General features: G+C 59.2%; 19 protein-coding genes. 6 read left to right on the top strand and 13 right to left on the bottom strand.

What is annotated here, in order from left to right:
• Positions 1-240 precede the first annotated feature (240 nt).
• Positions 241-1,434: an N-acetyl-alpha-D-glucosaminyl L-malate synthase BshA gene (gene bshA / locus KQI84_08435; protein MCB2154902.1), complete on the bottom strand. Its 1,194-nt coding sequence runs from the start codon at positions 1,432-1,434 to the stop codon at positions 241-243.
• A gap of 242 nt (positions 1,435-1,676) precedes the next feature.
• Here bshA and KQI84_08430 point away from each other — a divergent pair, with 242 nt between their 5' ends.
• From KQI84_08430 to KQI84_08420, 3 genes are read left to right on the top strand one after another with little or no spacing between them, the layout of a single operon-like run.
• The gene (locus tag KQI84_08430) at positions 1,677-2,891 is read left to right on the top strand and encodes a hypothetical protein (GenBank protein MCB2154901.1); all 1,215 of its coding nucleotides are present in this window, start codon (positions 1,677-1,679) and stop codon (positions 2,889-2,891) included.
• A 1-nt stretch (position 2,892) separates the two neighbouring features.
• Entirely contained in the window at positions 2,893-3,960 is a 1,068-nt protein-coding gene (locus KQI84_08425) for a hypothetical protein (GenBank protein ID MCB2154900.1), read from the top strand.
• Positions 3,941-5,803, top strand: coding sequence for a phosphoribosyltransferase (locus KQI84_08420; protein ID MCB2154899.1), 1,863 nt, complete (start codon positions 3,941-3,943; stop codon positions 5,801-5,803). The genes KQI84_08425 and KQI84_08420 overlap by 20 nt, the downstream gene beginning before the upstream one ends.
• Before the next feature lie 111 nt (positions 5,804-5,914).
• Here the strand turns inward: KQI84_08420 and KQI84_08415 are convergent, their stop codons facing one another.
• Positions 5,915-6,391 (bottom strand): hypothetical protein, encoded by a 477-nt coding sequence (locus KQI84_08415; protein ID MCB2154898.1) that lies wholly within the window; start codon positions 6,389-6,391, stop codon positions 5,915-5,917.
• Between the two features lie 387 nt (positions 6,392-6,778).
• On the opposite strand from KQI84_08415, the gene KQI84_08410 reads away from it, so the two are divergent.
• A complete protein-coding gene (locus KQI84_08410) occupies positions 6,779-7,207 on the top strand; it encodes a hypothetical protein (GenBank protein MCB2154897.1) in 429 nt (142 codons plus the stop codon).
• A gap of 24 nt (positions 7,208-7,231) precedes the next feature.
• Positions 7,232-7,870: a hypothetical protein gene (locus KQI84_08405; protein ID MCB2154896.1), complete on the top strand. Its 639-nt coding sequence runs from the start codon at positions 7,232-7,234 to the stop codon at positions 7,868-7,870.
• A 218-nt stretch (positions 7,871-8,088) separates the two neighbouring features.
• Here the strand turns inward: KQI84_08405 and KQI84_08400 are convergent, their stop codons facing one another.
• From KQI84_08400 to KQI84_08380, 5 genes are all read right to left on the bottom strand, one after another.
• Entirely contained in the window at positions 8,089-9,192 is a 1,104-nt protein-coding gene (locus KQI84_08400) for a hypothetical protein (GenBank protein MCB2154895.1), read from the bottom strand.
• Positions 9,193-9,340: 148 nt separating this feature from the next.
• Entirely contained in the window at positions 9,341-9,610 is a 270-nt protein-coding gene (locus KQI84_08395; protein ID MCB2154894.1) for a helix-turn-helix domain-containing protein, read from the bottom strand.
• A gap of 577 nt (positions 9,611-10,187) precedes the next feature.
• Entirely contained in the window at positions 10,188-11,603 is a 1,416-nt protein-coding gene (gene dacB / locus KQI84_08390) for a D-alanyl-D-alanine carboxypeptidase/D-alanyl-D-alanine-endopeptidase (GenBank protein MCB2154893.1), read from the bottom strand.
• A 218-nt stretch (positions 11,604-11,821) separates the two neighbouring features.
• Positions 11,822-12,145 carry an iron-sulfur cluster assembly accessory protein gene (locus tag KQI84_08385; protein ID MCB2154892.1) on the bottom strand — a complete coding sequence of 108 codons (324 nt, stop codon included), beginning with the start codon at positions 12,143-12,145 and terminating at the stop codon, positions 11,822-11,824.
• A gap of 243 nt (positions 12,146-12,388) precedes the next feature.
• Complete coding sequence (locus KQI84_08380; GenBank protein MCB2154891.1) at positions 12,389-12,643, bottom strand: hypothetical protein; 255 nt, start codon at positions 12,641-12,643, stop codon at positions 12,389-12,391.
• Between KQI84_08380 and KQI84_08375 the strand changes: the two genes are divergently transcribed.
• Positions 12,642-14,321, top strand: coding sequence for a hypothetical protein (locus KQI84_08375; GenBank protein ID MCB2154890.1), 1,680 nt, complete (start codon positions 12,642-12,644; stop codon positions 14,319-14,321). The two genes, KQI84_08380 and KQI84_08375, sit on opposite strands and share 2 nt — an antisense overlap.
• A 64-nt stretch (positions 14,322-14,385) precedes the next feature.
• On the opposite strand, the gene KQI84_08370 is transcribed toward KQI84_08375, so the two are convergent.
• The 6 genes from KQI84_08370 to KQI84_08345 all read right to left on the bottom strand — a co-directional run bounded on the left by KQI84_08370 (position 14,386) and on the right by KQI84_08345 (position 22,301).
• Positions 14,386-15,927, bottom strand: coding sequence for a DUF2190 family protein (locus KQI84_08370; GenBank protein MCB2154889.1), 1,542 nt, complete (start codon positions 15,925-15,927; stop codon positions 14,386-14,388).
• Positions 15,928-15,950: 23 nt separating this feature from the next.
• Positions 15,951-19,079: a hypothetical protein gene (locus KQI84_08365; GenBank protein MCB2154888.1), complete on the bottom strand. Its 3,129-nt coding sequence runs from the start codon at positions 19,077-19,079 to the stop codon at positions 15,951-15,953.
• Positions 19,076-20,113 carry a hypothetical protein gene (locus tag KQI84_08360; GenBank protein MCB2154887.1) on the bottom strand — a complete coding sequence of 346 codons (1,038 nt, stop codon included), beginning with the start codon at positions 20,111-20,113 and terminating at the stop codon, positions 19,076-19,078. Before KQI84_08360 ends, KQI84_08365 begins: the two co-directional genes overlap by 4 nt.
• A gap of 35 nt (positions 20,114-20,148) precedes the next feature.
• Positions 20,149-20,559, bottom strand: a complete 411-nt coding sequence (locus KQI84_08355; protein MCB2154886.1) for a DUF1320 domain-containing protein — start codon at positions 20,557-20,559, stop codon at positions 20,149-20,151.
• 71 nt (positions 20,560-20,630) lie between these two features.
• On the bottom strand, positions 20,631-21,572 hold the full coding sequence (locus KQI84_08350) for a major capsid protein (GenBank protein ID MCB2154885.1): 942 nt from the start codon (positions 21,570-21,572) through the stop codon (positions 20,631-20,633).
• 36 nt (positions 21,573-21,608) lie between these two features.
• Entirely contained in the window at positions 21,609-22,301 is a 693-nt protein-coding gene (locus KQI84_08345) for a DUF2190 family protein (protein MCB2154884.1), read from the bottom strand.
• Positions 22,302-22,305 lie beyond the last annotated feature (4 nt).

Genomic DNA, 22,305 nt, shown 5'->3' with positions numbered 1-22,305 from the left:
GCTTCGCGTATGAATGTGGAGAAAGGTCGTGAACCGTACGGAACCTGCTCGCGCCCCGGACGCTTGGCCAAGGATGGCCAAGTCACCTCAATTGACTGTCCTTTTCCGACGCGACCCATTCCGGGTTCGTGCTCGTAATCGTTCTCGAACTTCGGCGCCCGCAAGCAGCAGCATGAAACAACTCCGAGTACGAGTTCGAGTACCGCTTCGCTGAGTACGAGTACGCGACAAGGCCGTCCCTCAAATCCCCTCCGCGTGACGGAACACTTCATCGCGCGATTCCGGCGCCGGCCGCACCGGCCATGAGCCATTCATCACCCGCGCATACAACGCCTCGTACTGCGGCACGATGATCTCCGGCAGGAAATTCTTGTGTACCGCATCGCGCGCCGCCCAACCGATCGAGTTCGCCAGCGATTGATCCTTCAGCACCTGAATGCCGTAACCTGCCATCGCATCCACATCCCCCACCGGAGCACGGAAACCCGTCTCTCCGTGCACGATCACTTCCTTCAGACCGCCCGCGTCCGACGCCACCACCGGGATTTCGCACGCCATCGCTTCCAGCGCCGCCAGGCCGAAAGACTCATACTCGCTGGGGAACAGAAAAAGATCCGCGCACGACATGAACAGCTCGATGTTTTCCTGCTTGCCCAGGAAGTGTGTGTGGCGATCCACCCCAAGATCCCGCGCCAGCGAATGCGCCATGTCGCGGTCTGGCCCATCGCCGATCATTAACAAGACCGCGGGCACCTCCTTGCGCAACTTCGCAAACGTCTTGATCACATCCTGAACGCGCTTCACCGGACGGAAGTTCGACGTGTGCATCACGATCTTCTCGCCATTCGGCGCATAGTGCTTCCGTTTGCACGGCTGCAGACCGCGCCGGAAAGTCTTCACATCCACGAAGTTCGGAATCACTTCGATCGGCCGCTTGATCGCAAATTCATCGATCGTCTCGCGCCGCAACCACTCCGACACCGTCGTCACCGCGTCCGAGTAATCGATCGCATAACGCACAATCGGAAAGAACGACGGCGCGCGTCCCACCAGCGTAATGTCCGTCCCGTGCAGCGTCGTCACCACCTTGAACGGATGATCCTCGCGCCCCAGAACCTCGCGCGCCATAAACGCCGAAATCGCATGCGGCACCGCGTAATGCACATGCACCACGTCCAACCCGAACTCCTCCACCACCTGCACGATTTTCGAAGCCTGCGTCACGCCATACAGCTCGCCCTGCAGCACCGGATAAGTGATCGACTGCACCTCGTGGAAATGAATGTTGTCATCCGTCGACTGAGCCAGCCGGAACGGCAGCGAGGCCGAAATAAAATGCACCTCGTGCCCGCGCAGCGCCAGAAACCGCCCCAACTCCGTCGCCACCACGCCGGACCCGCCGTACGTCGGATAACACACAATACCGATCTTCATATCCAGACCCCCAGGGTCAGAATCCAACTGCCTCCACCGCCGAGGCAACATCCAAGCCAACCACCCGCAGGAGGATATTGGCAGGCAAGCTCGTGCCGACACTCACTCCCCCTTCAGTCCCCAATGCCACTATGCCCATTTGGGTTCCGGCAAGCCCCTAGAACTTCTACCACTTGTGTTTTCACTTGCACCAGAGGCCTGTGCATCGCGTATGTTCATTAATATCCCATGGAGATCGAAAAGTGAAAACACTCGACTGGGACTACTTCGTCAAGCCGCCGCACGACGGGATCCATATCTTGATGTCATCTGGTGTCTGTCGCGTCAAGCTGGACGACTTCCAGCGGCTCGAGGTATCCGGTTTAGCATGGTTAGTTGCCGGTTGCGAATGGAGATACAGGAAGAGCCTTGGGCCAACCGAGGTCGAACTCCCAAAGGCAGGCTCATTCCCCAGCAGGCTCGTGTGGTTTACCGGATTCCCCTCACTCTGGCAAAGGGCTGGAGGTGAGCTGATTTACTGGGAGTCGGAGGAGAACGCCAAGTTCACGCAACTTGGCGACTTCTGGAAGACGTCTGACTTGCGTCCGGATCAAGCCCAGAATCTTGATAGCCGAAATTCTCTAATCCGGCTAACAAGGGTCGTGGAGCGAGAGCCTGCGGGGTTCTTCGAGCTAATGACAGGACTTTCAACCACCGTCGGGGACATTATGAATTCGGCGACGGAGCCCTATCGCAAATGGGTCCATGATTACTTCCGCCTCTTCCTCGAGCAACCAGAGAGTGCCCAGACTGAGGATCTGGAGAGGATCCTGGCAATCGAGGATGAACACCGGCTTTTTGCGGATTCTTGCGTCGAGCTAATATCAAACTCTATCAAGTATGCAAGGACCGCGTATCCGGTCGTCGAACATCAGCCCGCCTTCAGCAATCCAGCTCGGGTAAGAATGATATGCTGCGATCCGGGGGATGGAGTACACGACAACCTTGTTGAGGTCATGAAGCGGGAACTGGGTCACACCTCAGGCAATCTATTGAATGCACTTAGTATATCTCCCACCAACTCACGGGCTACACTGGAAGCTGCCTGCGCCCTTCGGTTGCTTCATATCGAGCGCAAGAAGCACGGCTTAATCTCGATACTAAAATACCTGTCCAGCCTCGATGCCGATTCGGCCTTTGACCAAGCTTGTTTCACGATGATAAGCAATGAAGGATGCCTGACATTCGAATTTCGAGAGGCAAAAGACTTGGACTACTTTCGGGAGCATCGAGAGCTGATTCAAAGGGAAGTCGAGGCTTCTCCAGGGATGCTTCAAGAAGAAGGTCATGCATGCTTTCTCAACCTATGGAAGAGAGCACTTGAATTCGTGCGCAGGAGTTCGAAATTCACGACACTTCCCGCCTCTTTCGGATGTCAGATAATGATAGAGTTTAGATTGAGGAAACGGGTACAATAAAGTGAAAGTTGTTGACCCTTTGAAATTGGCGATTGCCCGTGAGCTGCGCTCAGGCCAGTTTAATCCACTCGCGCGCTTGCGGGATTACGATTATGGAACTCTTCAACACGAAAGAGACTTGCGACTCGCGCTTGAAGCAATTCTTCCGCACGAATCTCCCGCAGTCATAGATTTCACGCCTTTCAGTGCCCTTTCTATTGCGCCCGATCGAGTGAGTGCCTTCTTGGAGCTAATGGCATCTCCGCTTTCATCCAGTGATGGATTCGCACTCGTGAGGGGCGAGTCGAAACTCGAGAAGGCCCTCAGAGAAGAATGGTCACACGTCCATATTCCATTTATAAGCTTCGATCGTGAAGGCAACTTGGTCGAGAGGTTCGCCGGCCACAATTCCAAGTTGCTTGTTGACCTTCAGACGCGGTTCCCATTTTCGACCCTTCTCGAATTTCGACAGTTCTGGTCGGATCGATTGTTCAGGAAGTACCTCAGTGCCGGAGGCATCATTTTGCCCACGGAATCGAATGGTTTCTTCGTAAAGACAGAGATTGAGGGAAAGCCATTCTTACAGATGGATAATGGCATGTACACGTCATGCTACCTCTCCATAAAGCATATGCTTACCCGTCCCCAGGATCTCCTTGATTGTGCCTATGAAGTCACCTACCGGCTCTTGGGTGGATACTGCGATGACACGATTAGCCATACACGTGATGTGGATACGCTGGTCGTGGCGAATCAATCCTCTCTCTTTGTCGCCGCCGCTGTACAGGCCATCACTGGGATTCAGCTCTGTGTTATCGATAAGGTTGGGCCAATTCCCGCGAAGCGAATCTCTGCCGCCAGAAATACAGTCCTATCCGGTGCCAGAGCCGCACTTCTTGCGGAAGTCATGGCTACAGGGGCAGAAATAGACAAGGCCCTAATGGTACTGAATGCTATCGACACAGAAGTGTGCCAAGTAATATGCTGCTTCAATCTCTCGATTGGTCGTCCTTTTCTAGTTAGTCCAGAGAGCATCTTCTCGCTCTGCACACCCCGAGAGGAGATTCGATATGTCTATCGATCCGGATAGGGAAGTCGGGCGCTTCCTGGAGAGACTGGGCGTTTCTGATTTGAGATCTTATCCCGACTTCGACATGAAGGGTAGTCTCCGACTTGCTATTGTCACCGCCCATTCGATATGGGAGAGGATTGAAGACACGTTCTATACCGACCACACTCTCGAGCACTCGCTTCGTATTTGTGGATACTGCCAACAGCTATTCGAGAATGGCTACGCGCACAAGGTGCCCCCGCTGTCCATTCCTGAATTAGTAGCTCTCGCTGTGGCGTCCGCGATCCACGACATTGGGATGCAATATCGTCTGATCTCTGCCCAGGAGGCTCCCGCAAAGAAGAGCCTTAGGGAGACTCTCTACGAGGACTTGGGTGATCTTACGCCCGATCAGGTGCGCAAGAGTCATGTGGAGATTGGCCGCAGATTGATTCAAGAAGCCGTGAAAGATGATGGCATATGGCCCAAGGCAATACCCCCGCCCTGCCTCGCCGATCCAAGATCGCGAGATTTCTTACACAAATGCCACCTGATTGCCTTTGCACACTCAAATGGACGCTTGTGGGATGAGTGCCACAGCTCCGGGTCTCCGAAGTTCACAATGACGAAATTCCGCGAGGATCTTTTTCGCCCACGCCTGCTTGCAGGACTGCTCAGGCTGGCAGATGAACTCGATGGATCCCAACTGAGACTTTCCAAGCTAGAGCGCTTCAGTAGCTCTGACGTCCCGCCTGAATCACAAACACACTGGCTTTCATGCGCACTCGTGAAAGAGATAATAGTCACGGGATCAGAGAGGGCTGCTGAGATCCAACTTCGACCGGTATATCCATTAGAATCAAGTGGAGCCCTTAAGGAGAGCGCAGAGCGCTTCTTGAGCGAGTTCAGGATTAGCAAGATCGAAAGCGAAATTCGAAAAATCAATGCGATGTTCGAGAAGGCTGGCGAACCGAAGAATCGTGTCGACGCCACTGTTTCTAAGCGCTTTCCTACAGCGGCTCAGGAGGTGATGTTATCGGAGGAAGTAATCGCGGAGACAATCGACAGGTGGACACAATCGGTGCAGACAATGAGCGCCGGGGATTCGAAAGAACAAGCAGATCCAATGCACTCCCTTCCACCTCTGAATGGTAGCTGCGACGATGGTGCAGGCGAGGAGGCAGGCGGTTTTGTAGGATGTCAGTTGCTGGAGAATGCTAGTACGACTGCCGAGATTTTGCTGCCAGAGCCTTCGAATGGCGATTTCAGGTTGGATGCCCCGGATATTGAAAGCGCGCTCAGGGATTGGTACCAGTCAAACCGCATATTTGCCCGAGTAGTATTGGAGACGGGAGCACACACGAATATCCTATTGAAATGCCGCTCCCTGATCTCCCAGCTCTCTCTTCTCTCTGAAATGCGCAGAGTCGTCGTTGATACGGTAAGGCCATTGAAGGTCGATTGCGTGGTGGGAGTCGGAACGAGTACGATTCCGTTTGCAGCGCACTTAGCGCTTGAAATGGAAGCGGCAGCCACATTCACTTTCTATGAGAAAGGACATCGCCACATTAGACTGGAAGTCGCCCCGGTCATTCCTTCTGGAAAGGGGAGCATACTCTTCGTGGACGACATCATCTCTGAGGGAAGAACCGCGATGCAAATCCTTAGGGATTCACTTGGATGGAACGGGAGCGAACAACTACCATATGAGAATGTAATCTGGTGCTCGTGGTTCAGGCTCGGTTCACAGGGAGCTGTCTTCCATCCACAGATCAAATATTACTACTTCTGCCATGTGCCTGAAGTCGTGTACTTCAAGGATCGTTCGACCTGCGGGTACTGCAGCACAGGAAATCATTGCCGGCCCGAATCCCGCTTATGATGGCGGATCCGCCAAAGGCTGATTGTCTCCAAAGAACTCCATCCCCCAGCACACAAAGAACCCGGCGGTCGACCCGCCGGGTTCTTCAACTTCATCCGCTCGTCGCGTTCATCAGAACGGAAGCAAGCCACCAAGCAGGCCGCCCGAGTCCGGATAGACGTCCTCGTCCACCGCGACGTCCGCACCCATCTGCTCGATGTCGGTCGCCTTCACAGCCGTGCCGTAGTAGTTCGTCTTCATCGTGCCCCAGATCGGGTACAGAATACCGGAGTACTCGTAGTCCATCATCGGGAACAGAATCGTCGTCGTGTCCGGATCGTACTGATCGCGGGCATTGCGCATCAGCAGGCCGTAGCCTTCCGAGCCTTCAGCAAACACGAAACCGCAAATAACGCGCGAATTTCCCGTCGCTTCGACGGCGCCGAGGATTTTGTACTCGGCATTGACAGGATCCAGAGTCCGAGTGACGTGCTCGTTATCCAGGCCTTTGTCATTGGTATACTGGGACATCGGCATGGGGGTCATGCCAAGACATCCGGTGAGAAGGGGAGCACATACCACTACCAGTGCAAGCAAGAGTTTGCGCATGAGGCGCCTCCTTAGATTTGGGCTTATCTCCAGTCCTCGCTAATACCCGGGAAAAGGCGCAAGTGTTTTGTTCACACCCAAAAGAAGTTGGGAGAAACAACCTGTCACTCCCTGTCACCCCGCCCGTCACGCCCTGCCATCCGGCCTCCAAACTACAGCCCCCGAGAGAGGTCAAATCGCCAATTGAATGCTGCCATTCCAATTGGAATCCCAACGGGATTCCACACCCGACAGCCCAGGGCAAGCGAGCCCCCGGGCGAGCGCCGCCCTGGGTACCAACGCCACGAACCCCGCACGCTGTAAGCGTGCAACACCATCGTGCCCGCCGACCCCTCCAGCTTGACCCGCAACGGACCCGCAGCAAACCTCCGGAAAAGGGAACTCTTGATGACGAAGAAGCAGAAGCCGATCGCCCATCCCCACGTTCCCCCGCCATCCAGTTGGCCGCCGGGCAGCGAAATCTCGGAGAACGATCTTCTCCATCTCCTGCGCGCATGGGAATCCGGCCCAATTCCGACGGAGGACGTCTCTCTCACCTTGCCAGAGGACGAAGTCATCGAAGCGACCACCCTCGCTGAAGTCGCCCTTATCCTGGCCGACCACATTCGCAACGACAAAGCCGAGATGGACGAATACATCCAAGAACACCCCCAGCTCTCGTACTACCATTCCGTCTGTATCCTCTCTACGGAGAACGAGTCGCGCTTTCACATCCGCACGACGATCTACTGCCCGAGCGAAGGCGGCTCCATCGGCTACCACTCCACGGTCAGAAAAACGGAACAATCCACCTACATGGTTCACCTGACGAGCTAGCCGCTGGGCTGAAAGGAGACAGAGATGGAAAAAACACTGAAATCAACTTGGCTCCTGCTCTGTCTCACCCTGGCCGGCATCGCATTCTTCGACTGCTACCACCTGATCACCTATTACGAGAGCAACGCGGACTGGATGAAAGAGAGGCCAGATGCCACACTGGCCATCCGCTGGCTTGCCATCTGCCCCTCCGCCGTATTCCTCCTGTTCATTGCAGCCGGGAGGATTTCGCACAGGGACGCCCTGAAGAGATCGGCAAGAGAAGTCCGGGGGAATGCCGTGGCCGTGGCAATCGCACGCAGAAGACTGATGCGGAGACTTCCGGCGCCATCCATGGTGGCCTTCGTTCTTCTGCTCGTGACTTGTTGCACACCGACGCCGGCCAGATCCTTCCTCCCCCACTCTCCCGGACTGCTCCTCTACTTCGGTCTCGGCGCCGGCATCTGGATCTCCTACGTTGGGATGGAATACCTTCAGCCGTCCCGCCACTGGCTGTTTCCGGCGCTCATCGGATTCGGCCTCTGCACGGAAACGGCCGTGATCCTCCTCGTCCATCCGATGGCGATCCAGATCATCGAACTCCCCTGGATCTGGGCTCTCATGATGGCCGAGATCACCGCCCGCGGCATCGCGTACTTGCACAGCCGCCGCGCTACCAATTGAATATCATCAGGCGAAGCCAGGCCAACCCAGCAAGAATCCCAACGGGATTCCACATCCGACAGCCCAGGGCAATCGAGCGCCCGGCGAGCCCCGCCCTGGGTACCGAAGCCCAAAGGTCCGCACGCTGTAGGCGTGCAACAATACCCCCACATGCGCCATCCCCGCCGATCGGGGGGACGGCGGGGACGGCAGTACGGGGGGACGCTATGAGAAATCTGTCAGTAGGTCGTCGATAAGAAATCCACCGCTTGCGGCGACGCCGAACGCGTCACATCGAACACGATCCGGTTCACCTCGTTCCCGCTCGAATCGTACGCCACCATCGTCGGCACGCGGAACACCTTGCACTTGCGCGCCCACTCCGAGCCCTGCGCGTCATGCGCCAGGTCCACGTACGTCAGGTTCACCTTATTGTCCCGCACCGACTTGGCGAAGTCCTGGCTCGTGTTCAGTTCCTGGAACAGGCGCGTCGCGTCCATGTTGTTCGTCGCGGAGAACAGAATCACGAACCCCTGCCGCGCGCGCAGGCTGCGCTGGAACGTGAACTTCGGATCACGATCCCATGCGATGCCCGTCGACTGGGCTCCCCGGGCCGTGCCCACTACCGGAGTCGGCTGGGGCCGCGCCGCGGGGAATGTGTACCCACTCGCATTCAGCACGCCCGGCGTGTTTTCCGGATTGCCCGGGCCGGACGGCGAACTCATATAGAAGTCCGACGGCAGATTCTTGTCGCGCCCGTCCAGAATGCGATACACGCCTGCCGGAACCCGAGTCCCGTCGGGTCCGATCGCCGGCACGCCGAACATCGGCTGGTCAAAGCCCGGGTTCTGCACGATCGCCACGCCGTCGTAGATCAGGAACTGCTCCGTGCCGCGCAGAACCGTCCCTGGCCGCGGCGCGTTATCGGTCGAGACCAACAGGACCGTCTGCGCCTGGTCCGGGAACGAGAAATCCGTCGATTGGAACGTCAGGTCCGGCGTGATCCCGTAAAGGTTGATCGTGCGCTGGTTCGCCAGCAGGAAGAGCTGGTTGCTGTTGCTTCGGGCGCCCCGGGGCAAATCCATGCGCCCCAGCACCCTGCCCGTGTCCGCGCCCTGGGCCGAGATCGTAATGATCGATAGACCGCCTAGATCCTGGCTCGGCCGCATCGTGAAGAGCTCGACATACTCCGAGTCCTCACCGCTGCCCGAATCGATCACAACCTCGTTCAGCACGGCACGCTGAGCCGCTGCCGGCACGACCAGCGCCAGCATCAGCAGTACTGCTCCCCATCCCCCGAATCCCCCGATTATCCGGTTGCACATAGCTCGTCTCATCATCATCGCTCCCTCTTGCAGCGAGTCCCCCGTACAAGACTCATTCTGCTGAAGGCTGCTCACTTCATCTGTAGAAATAGCGATAATCCTTTCGGTCATCAAGCGTTTTATTAGACTGATGACAGAGCATTTGCAGACCATGTGTCGATCTACACTATTCCATATTCCGGCGCAGGAATTCCTCCAGGCTTCGGCGGAAAATTCGGTAGCTCTGAGGCCCCAGACGCACGACCGCCAATTCGCCCCCGCGAACCAGATTATGGATCGTTTGAGGCGCGACATCCAGTATTTCCGCCACCTGCCGCGGCTGCAGCAGCGTCGGCAACTCCGCCAGCCCCAGATCGTCCAGATACTCCACCGGCTCCCTGCGCGGCGCCGCATCCGCCGCCATCGCCCTCCGTGAAACAACCCGATCAGTCTTCAAGACACACCCCTCCCATCGGAAACTCCCCGAATCCTGAGGGCGCAACCCGCCGAGAAACCCCTGCCACAATCGTGTCTTTTCGTTGTCTTTGCTTTGCCAGCTCTCGGCCGGAGACCCGCCTGCGCATGAAGCTTCGACAGGCAAGTGGCCGAGTCACCTCAAGAAACAACCCACTCCGAGGTGACTTGAGCATCCTTGCTCAAGCCCCAGCGATGCAGGCCTTGGTGTCATTGGTTCGAGAAGCTACATGCGCCCGATAATCAAATCGGGACTGCTCTTGGCCAAGGATGGCCAAGTCACCTCAAAAGACAACCCACTCCGAGGTGACTTGAGCATCTTGCTCAAGCCCCGGCGACGTTCGCCTTGTTTTCGTAGGTTCGAGAAGCCAACTGCGCCCGGCAGCACCCCGGGACTGCTCTTGACCAAGGATGGCCAAGTCACCTCAAAAGGCAGAACCCGCGGTCGCCCGAAGGGCGGCCAAGCTGAATCGCCCCGGGTGACCGACCGCAGGGAGGGAACCCGGGGATAGACTGAGAGAGACAACTCGTCCCCGGAGGGGGCGAAGAAACCTGCCCCCCTACCGCGCCAGCACTTCCACGATGTCATCCACCGTGCGCCGCAGCGTCGTCGCTCGCGCGTCCGCGTTGTTCACCATGATGCTGAAAGCCACCTGGCTGCCGTTGTTCGTCGTCACATAGCCGGACAGCGCCGCCACGCCATCCAGCGTCCCCGTCTTCGCGCGCACTCGCCGGGCTAATCCGCCGTCCGTCAGCCGATACCTCATCGTTCCATTCACACCCGAAACCGGCAGGCTATCGACAAACGCCTCGTCGTCGTGCATCTCGCGCAGCAATTCCACCAGCGCGTGCGGCGTCACCAGATTCTTCCGCGACAGCCCGCTGCCATCCATCGGCACCCATTCCCAGTCCTCTACATCCAGGCTGCCCCAAAAACGCTTCTCCGCCGCGTGCGAGGAGTTGTACGACCCGCGCCCGTAGAGCTCCGCCCCCGCCAGCAGATACGTGCTCTCGGCCAGGAAATTGTCGCTCGGAATATTCATCTCCTGGAGCAAGTCCCCCACCGTCGCCGAGGTCACCGCCGCCACCACCTGGCCCATCTCGCGACCCGCTTCGCTCAGCCGGATGTTCCCATCCACATGCACGCCCGCGTCGGCCAACTCCTCCAACAGCACGCGCGCCGCGTGCGCCACCGGCTCGCCCAGCGGCATCGACCTCGCCGCCTCGCCGGAATCCGAAGAGATCGACCCCGTAATCGTCAGCGTCTTGCCCGCCAGCCCGCGATCGAGCTGCAACGTCGGCGCCGAACCGGCCGAACCGGTCGTCGATAGATTCAGAATCTCAAAAGGCTCCACCGGGCTCGAAAACGACACACGCACCGGCGACCCCACACTGCCTGGCGATATCACCACGCGACCCAGGTTCTTCTCGATCCCGAACACCGAAGGAATTGCCCCATCGATCGTCTGGAAGTCCTCCCAGGTCCACCCTGGCGGAATCGGCGCCGGCTCCGCAAAGCGCGACGTATCGATCACCAGGTCGCCCTTCACACGCTTCACCCCAGCGTCCGCGATCTGATCCGCCAGCCGCGCCAGCACCGAACGCCCCAGTCGCCCGCCGAGGAACTCGCCATTCCACGTCGGATCACCGACTGCTTCGATCGTCAGGTCGCCCTGCACAATGCCGCCGGAAATCGACGGCACATGCGCCACCGTTCGCACCGTCGCATCGCCACCCATGTACTTCGCCGCCATTGCCGCCGTGACCAGCTTACGGTTCGACGCCGGAAGGAAGAGCTTGCGCGACTGGTAATCCGCAACCTCCGCGCCGGAGCTCAAGTTCACCGCGTATACGCCCCAGTGCCCACGCGCAGCGGCGCCCCTCTGTGTCAGTTGCCGCACCTCGCCATCGCGAGGCGCCGCCGTGCAGAGAATCGGAAGAAGAAGGGAGATGAGAAGGACAGCGAATGATTTCACAAGCAACAAGACCTCGGACCAGGATCAGGACCGTGGTTCTTTCGGCCGACACCGATCAACTGCAACGAGAAAGTCTCGACACGAACGACTCGCCTTCGCGTGATGAATTCCTCCACCGGAATGCTTGTTCGCTTTTTCACGAGGCCAAAGAAAAGCCTCCTGTGAAACTCTCGTCTCACAGGAGGCGTTAATTCTCATCACTACCGACGATCACAGACTCACATGGAGAACGAGCTGCCGCACGAACACGTGCGCGAAGCGTTTGGATTCACAAACCGGAACCCGCCGTTCAGCAGATCCGTCGAATAGTCCAGGGTAATCCCATTCAAGAAGAGATAGCTCTTTGGATCGACGAAGACCCGAATGTCGCTGATCTCGAAGACGCTGTCTGCTTCCTTCGGCTCTTCATCGAAGGCGAGAGTGTAACTCAATCCCGAGCATCCGCCGCCGGCCACACCGACACGCAGGCCCCAACTCTCTTTTTTCTCTGTCGCCAATAGGCGCCTGATTTCGGCCGCCGCCGTTTCCGTGATCGTAATCATGACACTTCACCACTCCGTTAGTATTCCCCGGCCCATCCCTGGCCGGACTCTGCCACTCCGAATAGCAGGGACTTTGCCAAGTCAAATCATCCACTTGGTCGATACCGACAAAATCAGCAAAATCAGCCGATTTGTCCAAATGCGCCATGCGAAGCGGTCCGTCCAACAACACCTCCTGATCCGTGCCAGAATGCCTCCTGGCTTAGTTCATCCCACACCCAGGAGGTTTCCAACCGAATGTCCTCACAGGAAGTTCCCATCAATCTTGAATCGTGCATAATGCGTATCGAGAATGTACTCGATCGCTGGCTCGACGTCTTTGAAGCCAGCCTCGACACCCTCGTCCAAACCGCTCCCGAGCGCCTCGCCGAGGCAGCCCCGAAGCTGCCCGAGCCCGCAAAGCTCACAGACCTCGGAGCCGTCCTCACCATCATGCAGCGCATGCTGCAAATCCAGGTACTCCGCCACAAACTGGCCGACATGGAGAGCGCTTCTCATGAAGATTCCGGATTCGCAATCGATCCACGGCTCCTCGAGGAGGGAATTCTGGAATCTGGTCAAACGGAGTGATCCGGCAGTCCAACGTCGGTTGATGGAGATCCGGTGCGAGCGCGATCTCGAAATCTTCGCGCAACAGGCTCTCGGCCATCACCTGCGCCTGCCGTTTGCCGAATTCCACTACCGGTTGCTTCGCCTCCACGAAGGTCTCTGCCCCGATCCGCTCCCGCAACGCGAAGGGCGCCGAATTGCACTGGCCGCCCCACGAGGATGCGCGAAATCTACCATCGTCTCGCTGCTGCTGACACTGCATGATATCGTCTACGCGCGGGAGAGCTACATCCTGCTCGTTTCCGCCACCCAGCGCCAGGCGCAACAGCGCCTCAGTGCAGTGCGGAACGAACTTACGGGGCACACTCCTCTAACCAAGTGGTTTCCGGATCGTTTCGGCCGCAAACGGATCGAATCCTCCGCACGACTGCTCGTTGCGAATGGAGTGCGACTCGAAGCGCTCGGTGCTGGTTCCGAAATGCGCGGAATCTCGCACAACTCCTGGCGCCCGACCAAGATCATCCTCGACGATGCCGAGTCCAGCGCCTCCGCCGAATCGCAGCGCCGTCGCGCGCATCTGCTCGACTGGTTCCACGAAGTCATCGAGCACCTCGGCGATCGCTACACGCATATCCTTGCCATCGGTACGGTCCTTCATCGCGAAGGTCTCCTGGCGCACTTGATGAAGCGCCCCGATTTCGAATCGATGCACTTCCGCTCCATCGTGAAGTTTGCCGAGCCATGCCCCCAATGGGACGAATGGCGGCGCCTGCTGACCGATACGTCGCAACCCGATCGTCGCGAACAGGCCCGCGAGTACTTCCTCAAGCATCAGGTGATCATGGAATGGGACTCGGACGTACTCTGGCACTCGAAGGAAGATTACGAGCAACTGCAAGTACAACTCGTCACACAAGGCCGCCGCGCGTTCTTCCAGGAAAAGCAGAACGAACCGCTCGGCCCGGAAGACGCCTTGTTCGAGCCCGAGTCCGCCTGGCGCGCTCGACGCACGAGAAAGGGTGTCTCGATCCTGCCGCCGCAGAGTCACCATCCGCTTCGCACGATCCCGATGAAGGACCTGCGACTCTTCGGCTATCATGACGCCGCGCTCGGCAAGAATCGCACGCGCGGCGACTTCGCAGCACTCGCAGCCGTCGGACTCGCGCCGGACGGAATGCTCGTGGCCCTTTGCATCTGGGTTCGCCGCGCCGCGCCCAGCAGGCAGGTTCAAAACCTCTTCGAGACACACGAACAAGCACCGTTCGAGCGACTCGCCATCGAAGGAACGGGCTTTCAGGAATTGCTGACGATGCCGATTGAAGAAGAACGCCGACGCCGCCAGGCTGAAGGACGTCGCTACGATTTGCCGATCGATATCGTGAAGCCGAATCGTCGCAAGGAATCCCGCATCGCAACGCTCGAGCCCCTGCTCTCAAGCGGGCGCCTGGCGCTCGCTGAAACGCTGCCCGAGGAATTTTGGCGCGAGTTCCAGGACTTCCCGCGCGTGCAACACGACGATGCCCTCGATGCGCTGGCCGGGGCCGTCGAGCTCGCGCTCCGCTCCGCCGGATGCACCGGCAACACAACGACGTTTGCCGGAGCACGCAAACAATCGCCACGCTTCTGATCCAACAAAGAATCCCCCGAGCGACCGTCGCCCGGGGGATTTTCATTTTCGGAATTGCCGGCTTCTACGGATTGAATGCTGGAATGACCTGCATCGCAACCGTTCCGCTTCCGCTCTCGGTTGCCGTTCCGATAGGAGCTCGACAACCCGCCGACGCAGCAACTGCATACGAACCATTCCAGGCCAATCCCTGGCCGGCCGTCGTGCTTGAACTCACCTTCACATGTGCGACACCGCCGAATGCCACAACGACGGTTTCCCCTGCGGCCGTATCGTTCGTGGCAACTCCTGCGACGGCTCCGGTAGCTGAAGAGTACGCCGGCGCGATCGCAACGCCTCCCGCGGTCCACGCAACCACGTCACCCGCTGCAATCGAACCGCCAGAGGCATTCGTAGACACGATCGTTGTCGCACCACCGACGAATACATCGCCGAGGAACACGCCGGCATGATCGCCGGGCGGAATCATCGTTACGGAAGTCGCATCGTCTTTCGACAACGCGCCAAGCACACCGATCCTTCGCGTTCCGGTCTCGCTTTCATCCACCACACCCGTCACACCCGCTGCCAGAAGCGAATTCCTCGCACTTCGTCCGATGCCATAGACACCGGACACCAGGCCGCTTGTCGATGCTGCAGTCGCTTGATCGATCGACGCGTCCCCATACACACCGGCCGCCAAGGCATTCGCCATGCCGCCATCGCTCGAAAGCGTGGCAGTCAAATCCGCACGAAGCGCAGCGCGTTCGCGATTGTCCAGCGCCACAGCTCCATCCGTCTCCGTGGCAAATGAGATCGCCACGCCCTCGGCGCGCAAGTCCTCGCTGTCATCTGTCGCGGCCACTCCCAACGGGCTCAGAAACTCCCAGTCGCCGAGAATATCCTCGGCAACCTCGCGAGAAACAAGATCTCCGGCTGCGATTCCTTCGACCGAAACGAACCCTTCCAGCACGGCCGACCGGTTTCCATCAAACCGACCGCTCAGAAGAGATGAAACAGCCGCTTCCGTAAACACCCCCGACTCACTCGTCGTCCACGGTGTCCACAAAGCGCGGTTGAGCTCAAATCGGAAATCCATCGGATCGTACGTCAGCGATGCACTGAAAGGCATTTCCTCGAAGATCACAGTCTTTTCGCCGATTGGATTCGGCGTCGAAAGCCGAATCGTCCCCGCGTCGAAATGAACGACATCATTGAAGTACCACGGCGCAGAGATCGTCTCTTCTTCCGTGCGGCCAAGATGATAATCTGCACTGGCAATGTGCTGCCCAATCGTCACGCCGCCAGTCACATCACCCAGCACCGGCATGGCATCATTGAACGCGGCATCATGCGCCACGCCGTGCCGAGCATCGTTCAGGTACTGCAGATGGTCATCTTCGACCAAGCCCGTAAGTTCTCCGTGCTCGTTTGCGCGCGAGACCAGATCTGTCAGCGAAACCGGGTCGCTCGTGATGTTATCGGAGAACATCAACTCTCCACCGTCGCGATAGATCGCAACCCGCCCGTCGTTCTCCGCTCCTTCCCGCATTTCCACGCGCTGTGTTTCAAAAGCCCCTGCCCCTGTCGCAATCAACAAGAGCACGCAAACCATCAACGTTCGCATTGAATTGTCCTTTCTGTTCATCGTCATAGCGCAACCGCCCGCTCGATGATCGATCCGGCCAGTTGCAGAGTTTTTGTGGAAGAATCAAGTGCCGCGACGATACCCAGTTCCGGAGTCCCAAGAATCAGACGCTCACCCTGAATGTTGAAACCGCCGTCCGGCGCTGAGTCGGCAAGATCGAGCAATTCCGCAATCCCGCCAGACACGATCAAGTTTCCGTCCGAATCGATCGCGAAGGCCTCGCCATTGATGGTGAAGACAACGCACTCGTCCTGGAACGCGATGGGCTCCTCCGCCTGCGGGACGTTTCCACCTTCCAGAACCTCGCCGCGAAGCTCAAGGTCCTCCGGCGTGAAGCGCGCAACGACTCGACCATCAATCGCCACAACAAGCCGCGTCGGCGAAACATCGCGCCGGAGCATCGCCCGATCGCATGACCAACAGATGACGCGACGCCCCAGCAATCGATGCTCGATCTGGAGAGAGCCGTCCTTCAAACCGCTTTGCGCAACGTGCCCAACGCGCGACTCCGTCCCCCATTTCTGAAGCGCCACCCGCGACTCCTTCCAGAGCGGAAGCCGCAACCACGCCATATCAGTCGGCAGCGAAATCCGATACGTCGGCACGCCGAGCCGCTCGAACGCGAGGCGCGCCAATTCATCGAAACCCGAACGCAGCCAGCGCAATTGCCACTTCGCACATCCCTGTCCGTTGGAGCGATTCGTTCGACATGCGGCCTCGCCTTCCTGATCGTGGAGCAACAGCGTCTTCGCTTCCAGCACCGCCGGTTCCACCTGCAGAGCGCCGGGGAACTCCAACACGTTCTCCTCTGTGAACTCAGCCGGTGCATGGAACTCTGGATCGCGGTCGAGTACACTGAGCGCCCAGCAGTCGCCGCGCGGAACAAGCAAACAACCCGCTTCGCCCAATGCCTCCAACATCACATCGCGAATGGTCCGCCTCTCCGCGAACCACGTTCCAAATCGCCGATGCAACGCCTCCAGATCCGCCGACGCCGCGGCCAATGCTTCGCCATCCAGCGAGGCCTCCGGCAATGCACCGAAGTCCGCATCTCGGTGGAGCAGCGCGATCACGTCGCCGGCCGCGCACGCGCCGTCCAGCCCCGTCATCCGCCCGCGCTGGTGAGTATACAGCTTCGTCGCCAACGCAACACGCGTCGCCGGGTACACGGAGCCCCGCCAAGTCAATGCATGAATCTCGACGGAGAACAACGAACCGGCGTTCACGATCCGCAGTGTCACACGCGGCGAATTATCTCCACCAGCGAGGAAGCTCCAAGGATCGCTTGGATCCAGAAGTTCAGAGACGTCGACGGAATAGGCCTGGAAAGCCATTGCTTGTCGCACGGAACCGGAGACCTTCACCTGTGCGCCCACAAGCCCGTCTGCGCTGGCTGTTTCACGCGGCGGCACTTCCGCTTCGATCCAGAAGCCCGCGACCTCCACTTCACCGCCGGCCGGCAACGAGAGATGAAACTCCGCATCCTCGCGAAGCAACTCGTCCGGCACAGCGCCGTTCGCGCCGAACCACTCTCCGATCGTCTGCCATTCCGTTCCGACAGAAGCCGAGTGCACGTACTTCAATCGGCTCGGAATGGAGGCCAAGATCTCGACGTTGCACGCCGACCCGACGGCCCGAACTCTCGCGAACAGTCCCACGCGTTCCATTGCGCGTTGCGATGGTACTGCCTGGCGATGAAGTCGTGCGACTAGCGGGGTCGACCCCCTTGCCCAGGTTGAAAATGAACCTGCGATGGCACTGGGTAAATCCGACCAATCGGCCGCCTGCACATCGTCGAAATCCAACACGAATCGATCCGGCGAACCCAACTCGATCGCACGCTCGGACACCGTGACTTCTTCGACCTTGCCGCTGCCTTCAAACGCCCCGATACTGCTCAGCAAATCCGCGAAACCGATGCGACGCACGATCGCGCCGCGCGAATTCTCCACGGTCAGCTCTACATACATGTCGGCGCCCCATCCGGCCGCCGCTACAATCTCCATCGTCAGCCGAAGGGCATCCAACTTGTCGTGTCGATTCGCGCGACGAGAGAAATCCTCCTGCCATTGCGCAACGATTTGCGGGTAGGCCGTCGACAGCCGCGCGCCCTGCGCCATGCCCGTTTCGAGGAACAAGTACGTCGGCCACATCGCCATCGTCTCGGGCTGCAACTCCCAGCACGTCGCATCCGGTTCCGGCGCAAATGGAATCGACCACGCTGCGTGCTCGCGCAGAACCGGAAACCGATCCGCGCTCAACACACACGCCGTGCGCCCCTCCAGTTCAACGTTCGCGGCTTCGAGCCCAAACACCTCTTCACCATCTGGCGATCCGGCGCGTACAGCCAGAATTTCCGACTCGTGATCGGCCGCGACCCAACGGACTGCCTCTCCATTAGCCGGCAACATAACAACCTTCGCCCCCTTCGGATGAGCACACACCTCGCCACGCTGCAGATTTACCAACGTCGGCGGATCTTCCTGCAGCGCCTGGTACTCAAGCACTTCGTCCTCGATCTGCACGCGCCCGCGCGTGGGCCAGTCGATTTGGGTTCGAAGAAGAACAATCGTGCTCGCCGCATCGATCGCCTCGCGCAACCTTGCACTGGAAACGACATGCAGCGCCGCCGCCGGAACACCGTCGTTCTCACCGAAGACTTGCGGCAACCACGTGTCCTTGCGAATACCCAGTGCGCTTCCGATGTTCAGTTCCGCAAGGTTTCGGCAGATGAGTTTCCTCGCATTCCACGGCCAATCCAACTCGGCACGAAGCGTCACAGCTCCTGGTTCGCGTTCCATCCCCTTCAGGCACGCGCAAAACACTGGAACCAAATCGTCGCCGCAGAACAACGAAACCTCTGGATTGTCCCAGAACTCCGATTCGGCCAACCGCAGCAATCGCACTGCGGCTACACAATCCTCCATCAATCGCATCGTGCCCCGTCCGTGCAATCGAGAGACGATCTTTCCGTTCCACAGCGGCTCGACGCCCTGAACAAACTCCGGCTGAGAGACGATGTCGCCAGGAGCGACCTCAATCGACTCCGTCCCCCATTTCACATGCAGGTGCCACTGCATCAGATTCGCTCGAGGCCGCATGTCCTCGTCCGGCAGAAAAGTGGCACTCATGACTCCGCCACCATTCCGTCAAAACTGACAAGCTCCTGCAGCTCAAGTCCGACGACCAAACGCGCCATTCCCGCAGAGAGCATCTCGACCTGCGGCGCTTTCTGAATTGCAATACGCCACGAGATCCCTTGTCCGTCGTAGCAGGCCGGGGTTTCGCTCTCCGAGAGGGAAACCAATGCCGCCAGCAGCGAATCCGCATCGCTCTGTAGAATCGGTGCGAAACACAAATCGATGCTTTCGGAACATGGCGAGATCATCGCACAGCAGAGACATCCCTCCAACGTCCTTGCCATGTTCGCGTGAACCGTCAAGGTCCGCTGCGACCCCGGTGCGGGACACACCGGCGCCGCAATCGCCCCAGTCGGCGTGAAGAACTCCGCTTCAGCGGGATAGATCGTCTTGCCGACAGGGAAGTCGATCGTTGCGGTATTTTCCTCCAACTCGCGAATAGTGCCGAAACAATGAATCGCGCCCGTGGCAACAACGCGCAGATACAACAAGTCTCCCAGCGACACATCTGCCGAGGCCGGCAGCGCAACCGTGGGCGATCCTGCGATTGTGGTTTCAAATCCAAGGCCCAGCGTATCCAAGGCTTCGAAGAACACAGGCGCAGTTTCATTCGACAACGGAACCGACTCCTCGAACGTCTCCTCCCAAACGGCATAGGGCTCCCTCGCCTGCAGAAGTCGACCTCCCGTCGGCACAAGCGGTGAGTGTCCATCTGCCAGAATGCAACCCGCCAGCGCTTCACGCACGGCCGCAACGGTGTCGTACAGCGCGACGCGTCGATTCTCCGGCGCGCGCAATTCCTCCTCTATGATTCGGATTGTCCAGATATCGAATCCGCCGGACTGGCCGATCCCGTTTCGCGCCGGAACCCAGCGTGCGAAACCAACCTGAATCTCCGGCGCACGAGTGATCCCCGACGCGCGCGCTTCCGACTCTGTCCCCAATTTCCCTGCAACGCGATGTCCTGGCAGCGCAGCCGACAGCACCTCCACCAGGACGTTCTCGCGTCCATTTAGCGATCTCATGGTCAGGGTCCTTTCTGCGACGAAACGGGGCGCCGTTACAGGCGCCCAAGGTTCTCGCTGGTGAATGCGCGGTCGTCCGGACCGCGCGTTGTCCGCACGCGCGCCGACGTGGCAATGCCTTCGATCGGCCTGCGCCCCGCAGCGATCTCGTTCAAAATCGTCCGCGCACGCGCGCAGCGTTCTGCCCAAGGCCCCGGCAACGCTTCGCGGCGCCGTTCGTACAGTCGCTCGATGGTCAGCGTTCCCACGATGCCCACCAGATGCGCGGGCCAATCTGAATCCGGCAGCGAAACCTCCCCCGCCAGGCGTTGGCGCACTTCTCCTTCCGCATCGGCGGCCGCTTGCGCGATCACCGACGCATCCGCTTGCCCGTCGCCATCGTCATCCGCCAATCCAACGACGACCTCCGGCGAAAGGATCGCTTCGAGGTAGTTCAGCGAAATCATGGTGTCCGTCCTTTCAATATCCGCGATCGCCGGGGAGAGATCGACTCCCTCCCCGGCGAATGGGCGCTTCGTTACGACACGGCGTTGGTGATCAGGTAACCCGCCGCGGGCGCGACCAGCTTCAGGTCGTAGTACTTCTGCACGCGCACCATCGTGGCCTTGCGACGTTCCTCGCGCCACGTCTGAACGCTCGTTCCGCGCAAGCTGGCGGACGCCTTTGCCCACACGAAGCCGAGCGCCGGGGCGATGCACTTCAGTCCCGCGCGTTGCGGCACATGCAGCATCAGCGCATCCTTGCCCCAGATGGTTTCGAGGCTCGGTTCCTGTCCCCGTGCGGCCGTGTTGTGAACGGCGCGCGGGATGAGGACCTTCTCGACATCGAACAGCTCCGCCAGTTCCTTCGGACCGACGACGCCGAGGCGGCTGTACTTGACGCGCTCCGCCACCTTCGCATTGTGCCGCACCTTGCGATACACATCGAAGGGCAACACCAGCACATTCGGCATCGCCTGGGTCGCATCGACGATCGCGGCGCGCGCCGTTTCGATATCGTCGAGCGGATCGATGTCGTCATCGTCCCAGCGATTGGCGGCGCTGTCGATATCATGGCCGGGCATCGCGGTTGCATCGCGAAGCAACCCCGCCAGCGCGATTTCCTGATTAAGCAGGATCTTCTCTGTCACGAACTCGACGCGATCCACTTCCGGCTGCAGCGGGCTGTCCGCATTCTCGCGCTCTTCGTCCGGAATGGCCGACTCCAGCGCATGATCGTCGCAGAAGTATGAATCGCTCGACAGATCGAAGTTGACCTCACCGGCCTCCGTACCGGGCGCACGATGGTCCGTCGTGCTGCGCATCGACTCGCGCTGCGGATCGTAGATGAAGTACTTGTTGCTCTGCCGGCGAACCTGAACCTCCGGCGCAATCTCCGCGGCGATGAAACCGGGATTGCGATACGCGAGAGAAACGTTCGTCAGCGCAACATCGTTATGAACCGTGGACGTATCGGGCATGAGTAGAATCCTCCTGAGATGATTAGTTGAAAAGGGTTACAGGGTGAGCAGAACGTCGACGATATCGCCGTCCGCGGCGGCCGTTTGCAGCGCGGTACCCAGGACATTCACGCCCTCCTGGCCGTCGGCAAAGACGCCTTCATCGTCGATAGCCATCAGGCCGGTGCCGGCGCTGCCGGTCACGCTCGAGGCAACAATGAAGCGCGAGAGATCCGCGTGTGCGTTGAAGAACTCGATCAAGGCCGCGGCGGTGGTCAGGATCGTTCCACCGCCGTCGCTGGCGAGCGTCACATCGACCGACGTGCCGGAGATCGCAGCCGCGAGTTCCGAGCCCACACTTCCTTCCACCAATCGAATCTGGAACGAATTGCCGACCATTCCCGGCGTCCGGAAGGCGAACTGCACCGCATTGTCCGAGCCGACGCTTCCCAGCGTCATCGTCGCACCCGATGCCTTCTTGATCTTCCCTTCGCTGCCGAACACCGCCACGGGTGAACCGGCCGGAATGGCGCCGCTCGCCTCGCAAGGCGCAATGCCGATCATGCGCACGCCGACCGACTTGTTCTGGCGCGTTTGCGCATGCGTTGTGATGCCGAGCACACCGCCTGCGTTGTCCGCGACGGGGTACTTGCAGCCGCCCCAGACATCGCCGATCACGACGACGCGGTGGGCCGCGATTCCGTTCGCTTCTTCAACATTGAAGCCGCGATCGAGAACATAATTGGACATGTTA

The organism is bacterium (genome assembly GCA_020444065.1).
Taxonomy (GTDB): Bacteria; Sumerlaeota; Sumerlaeia; order SLMS01; family JAHLLQ01; genus JAHLLQ01.
The sequence above is the reverse complement of the archived record's forward strand: the minus strand, read 5'-3'. Positions and strand labels throughout refer to the sequence as shown.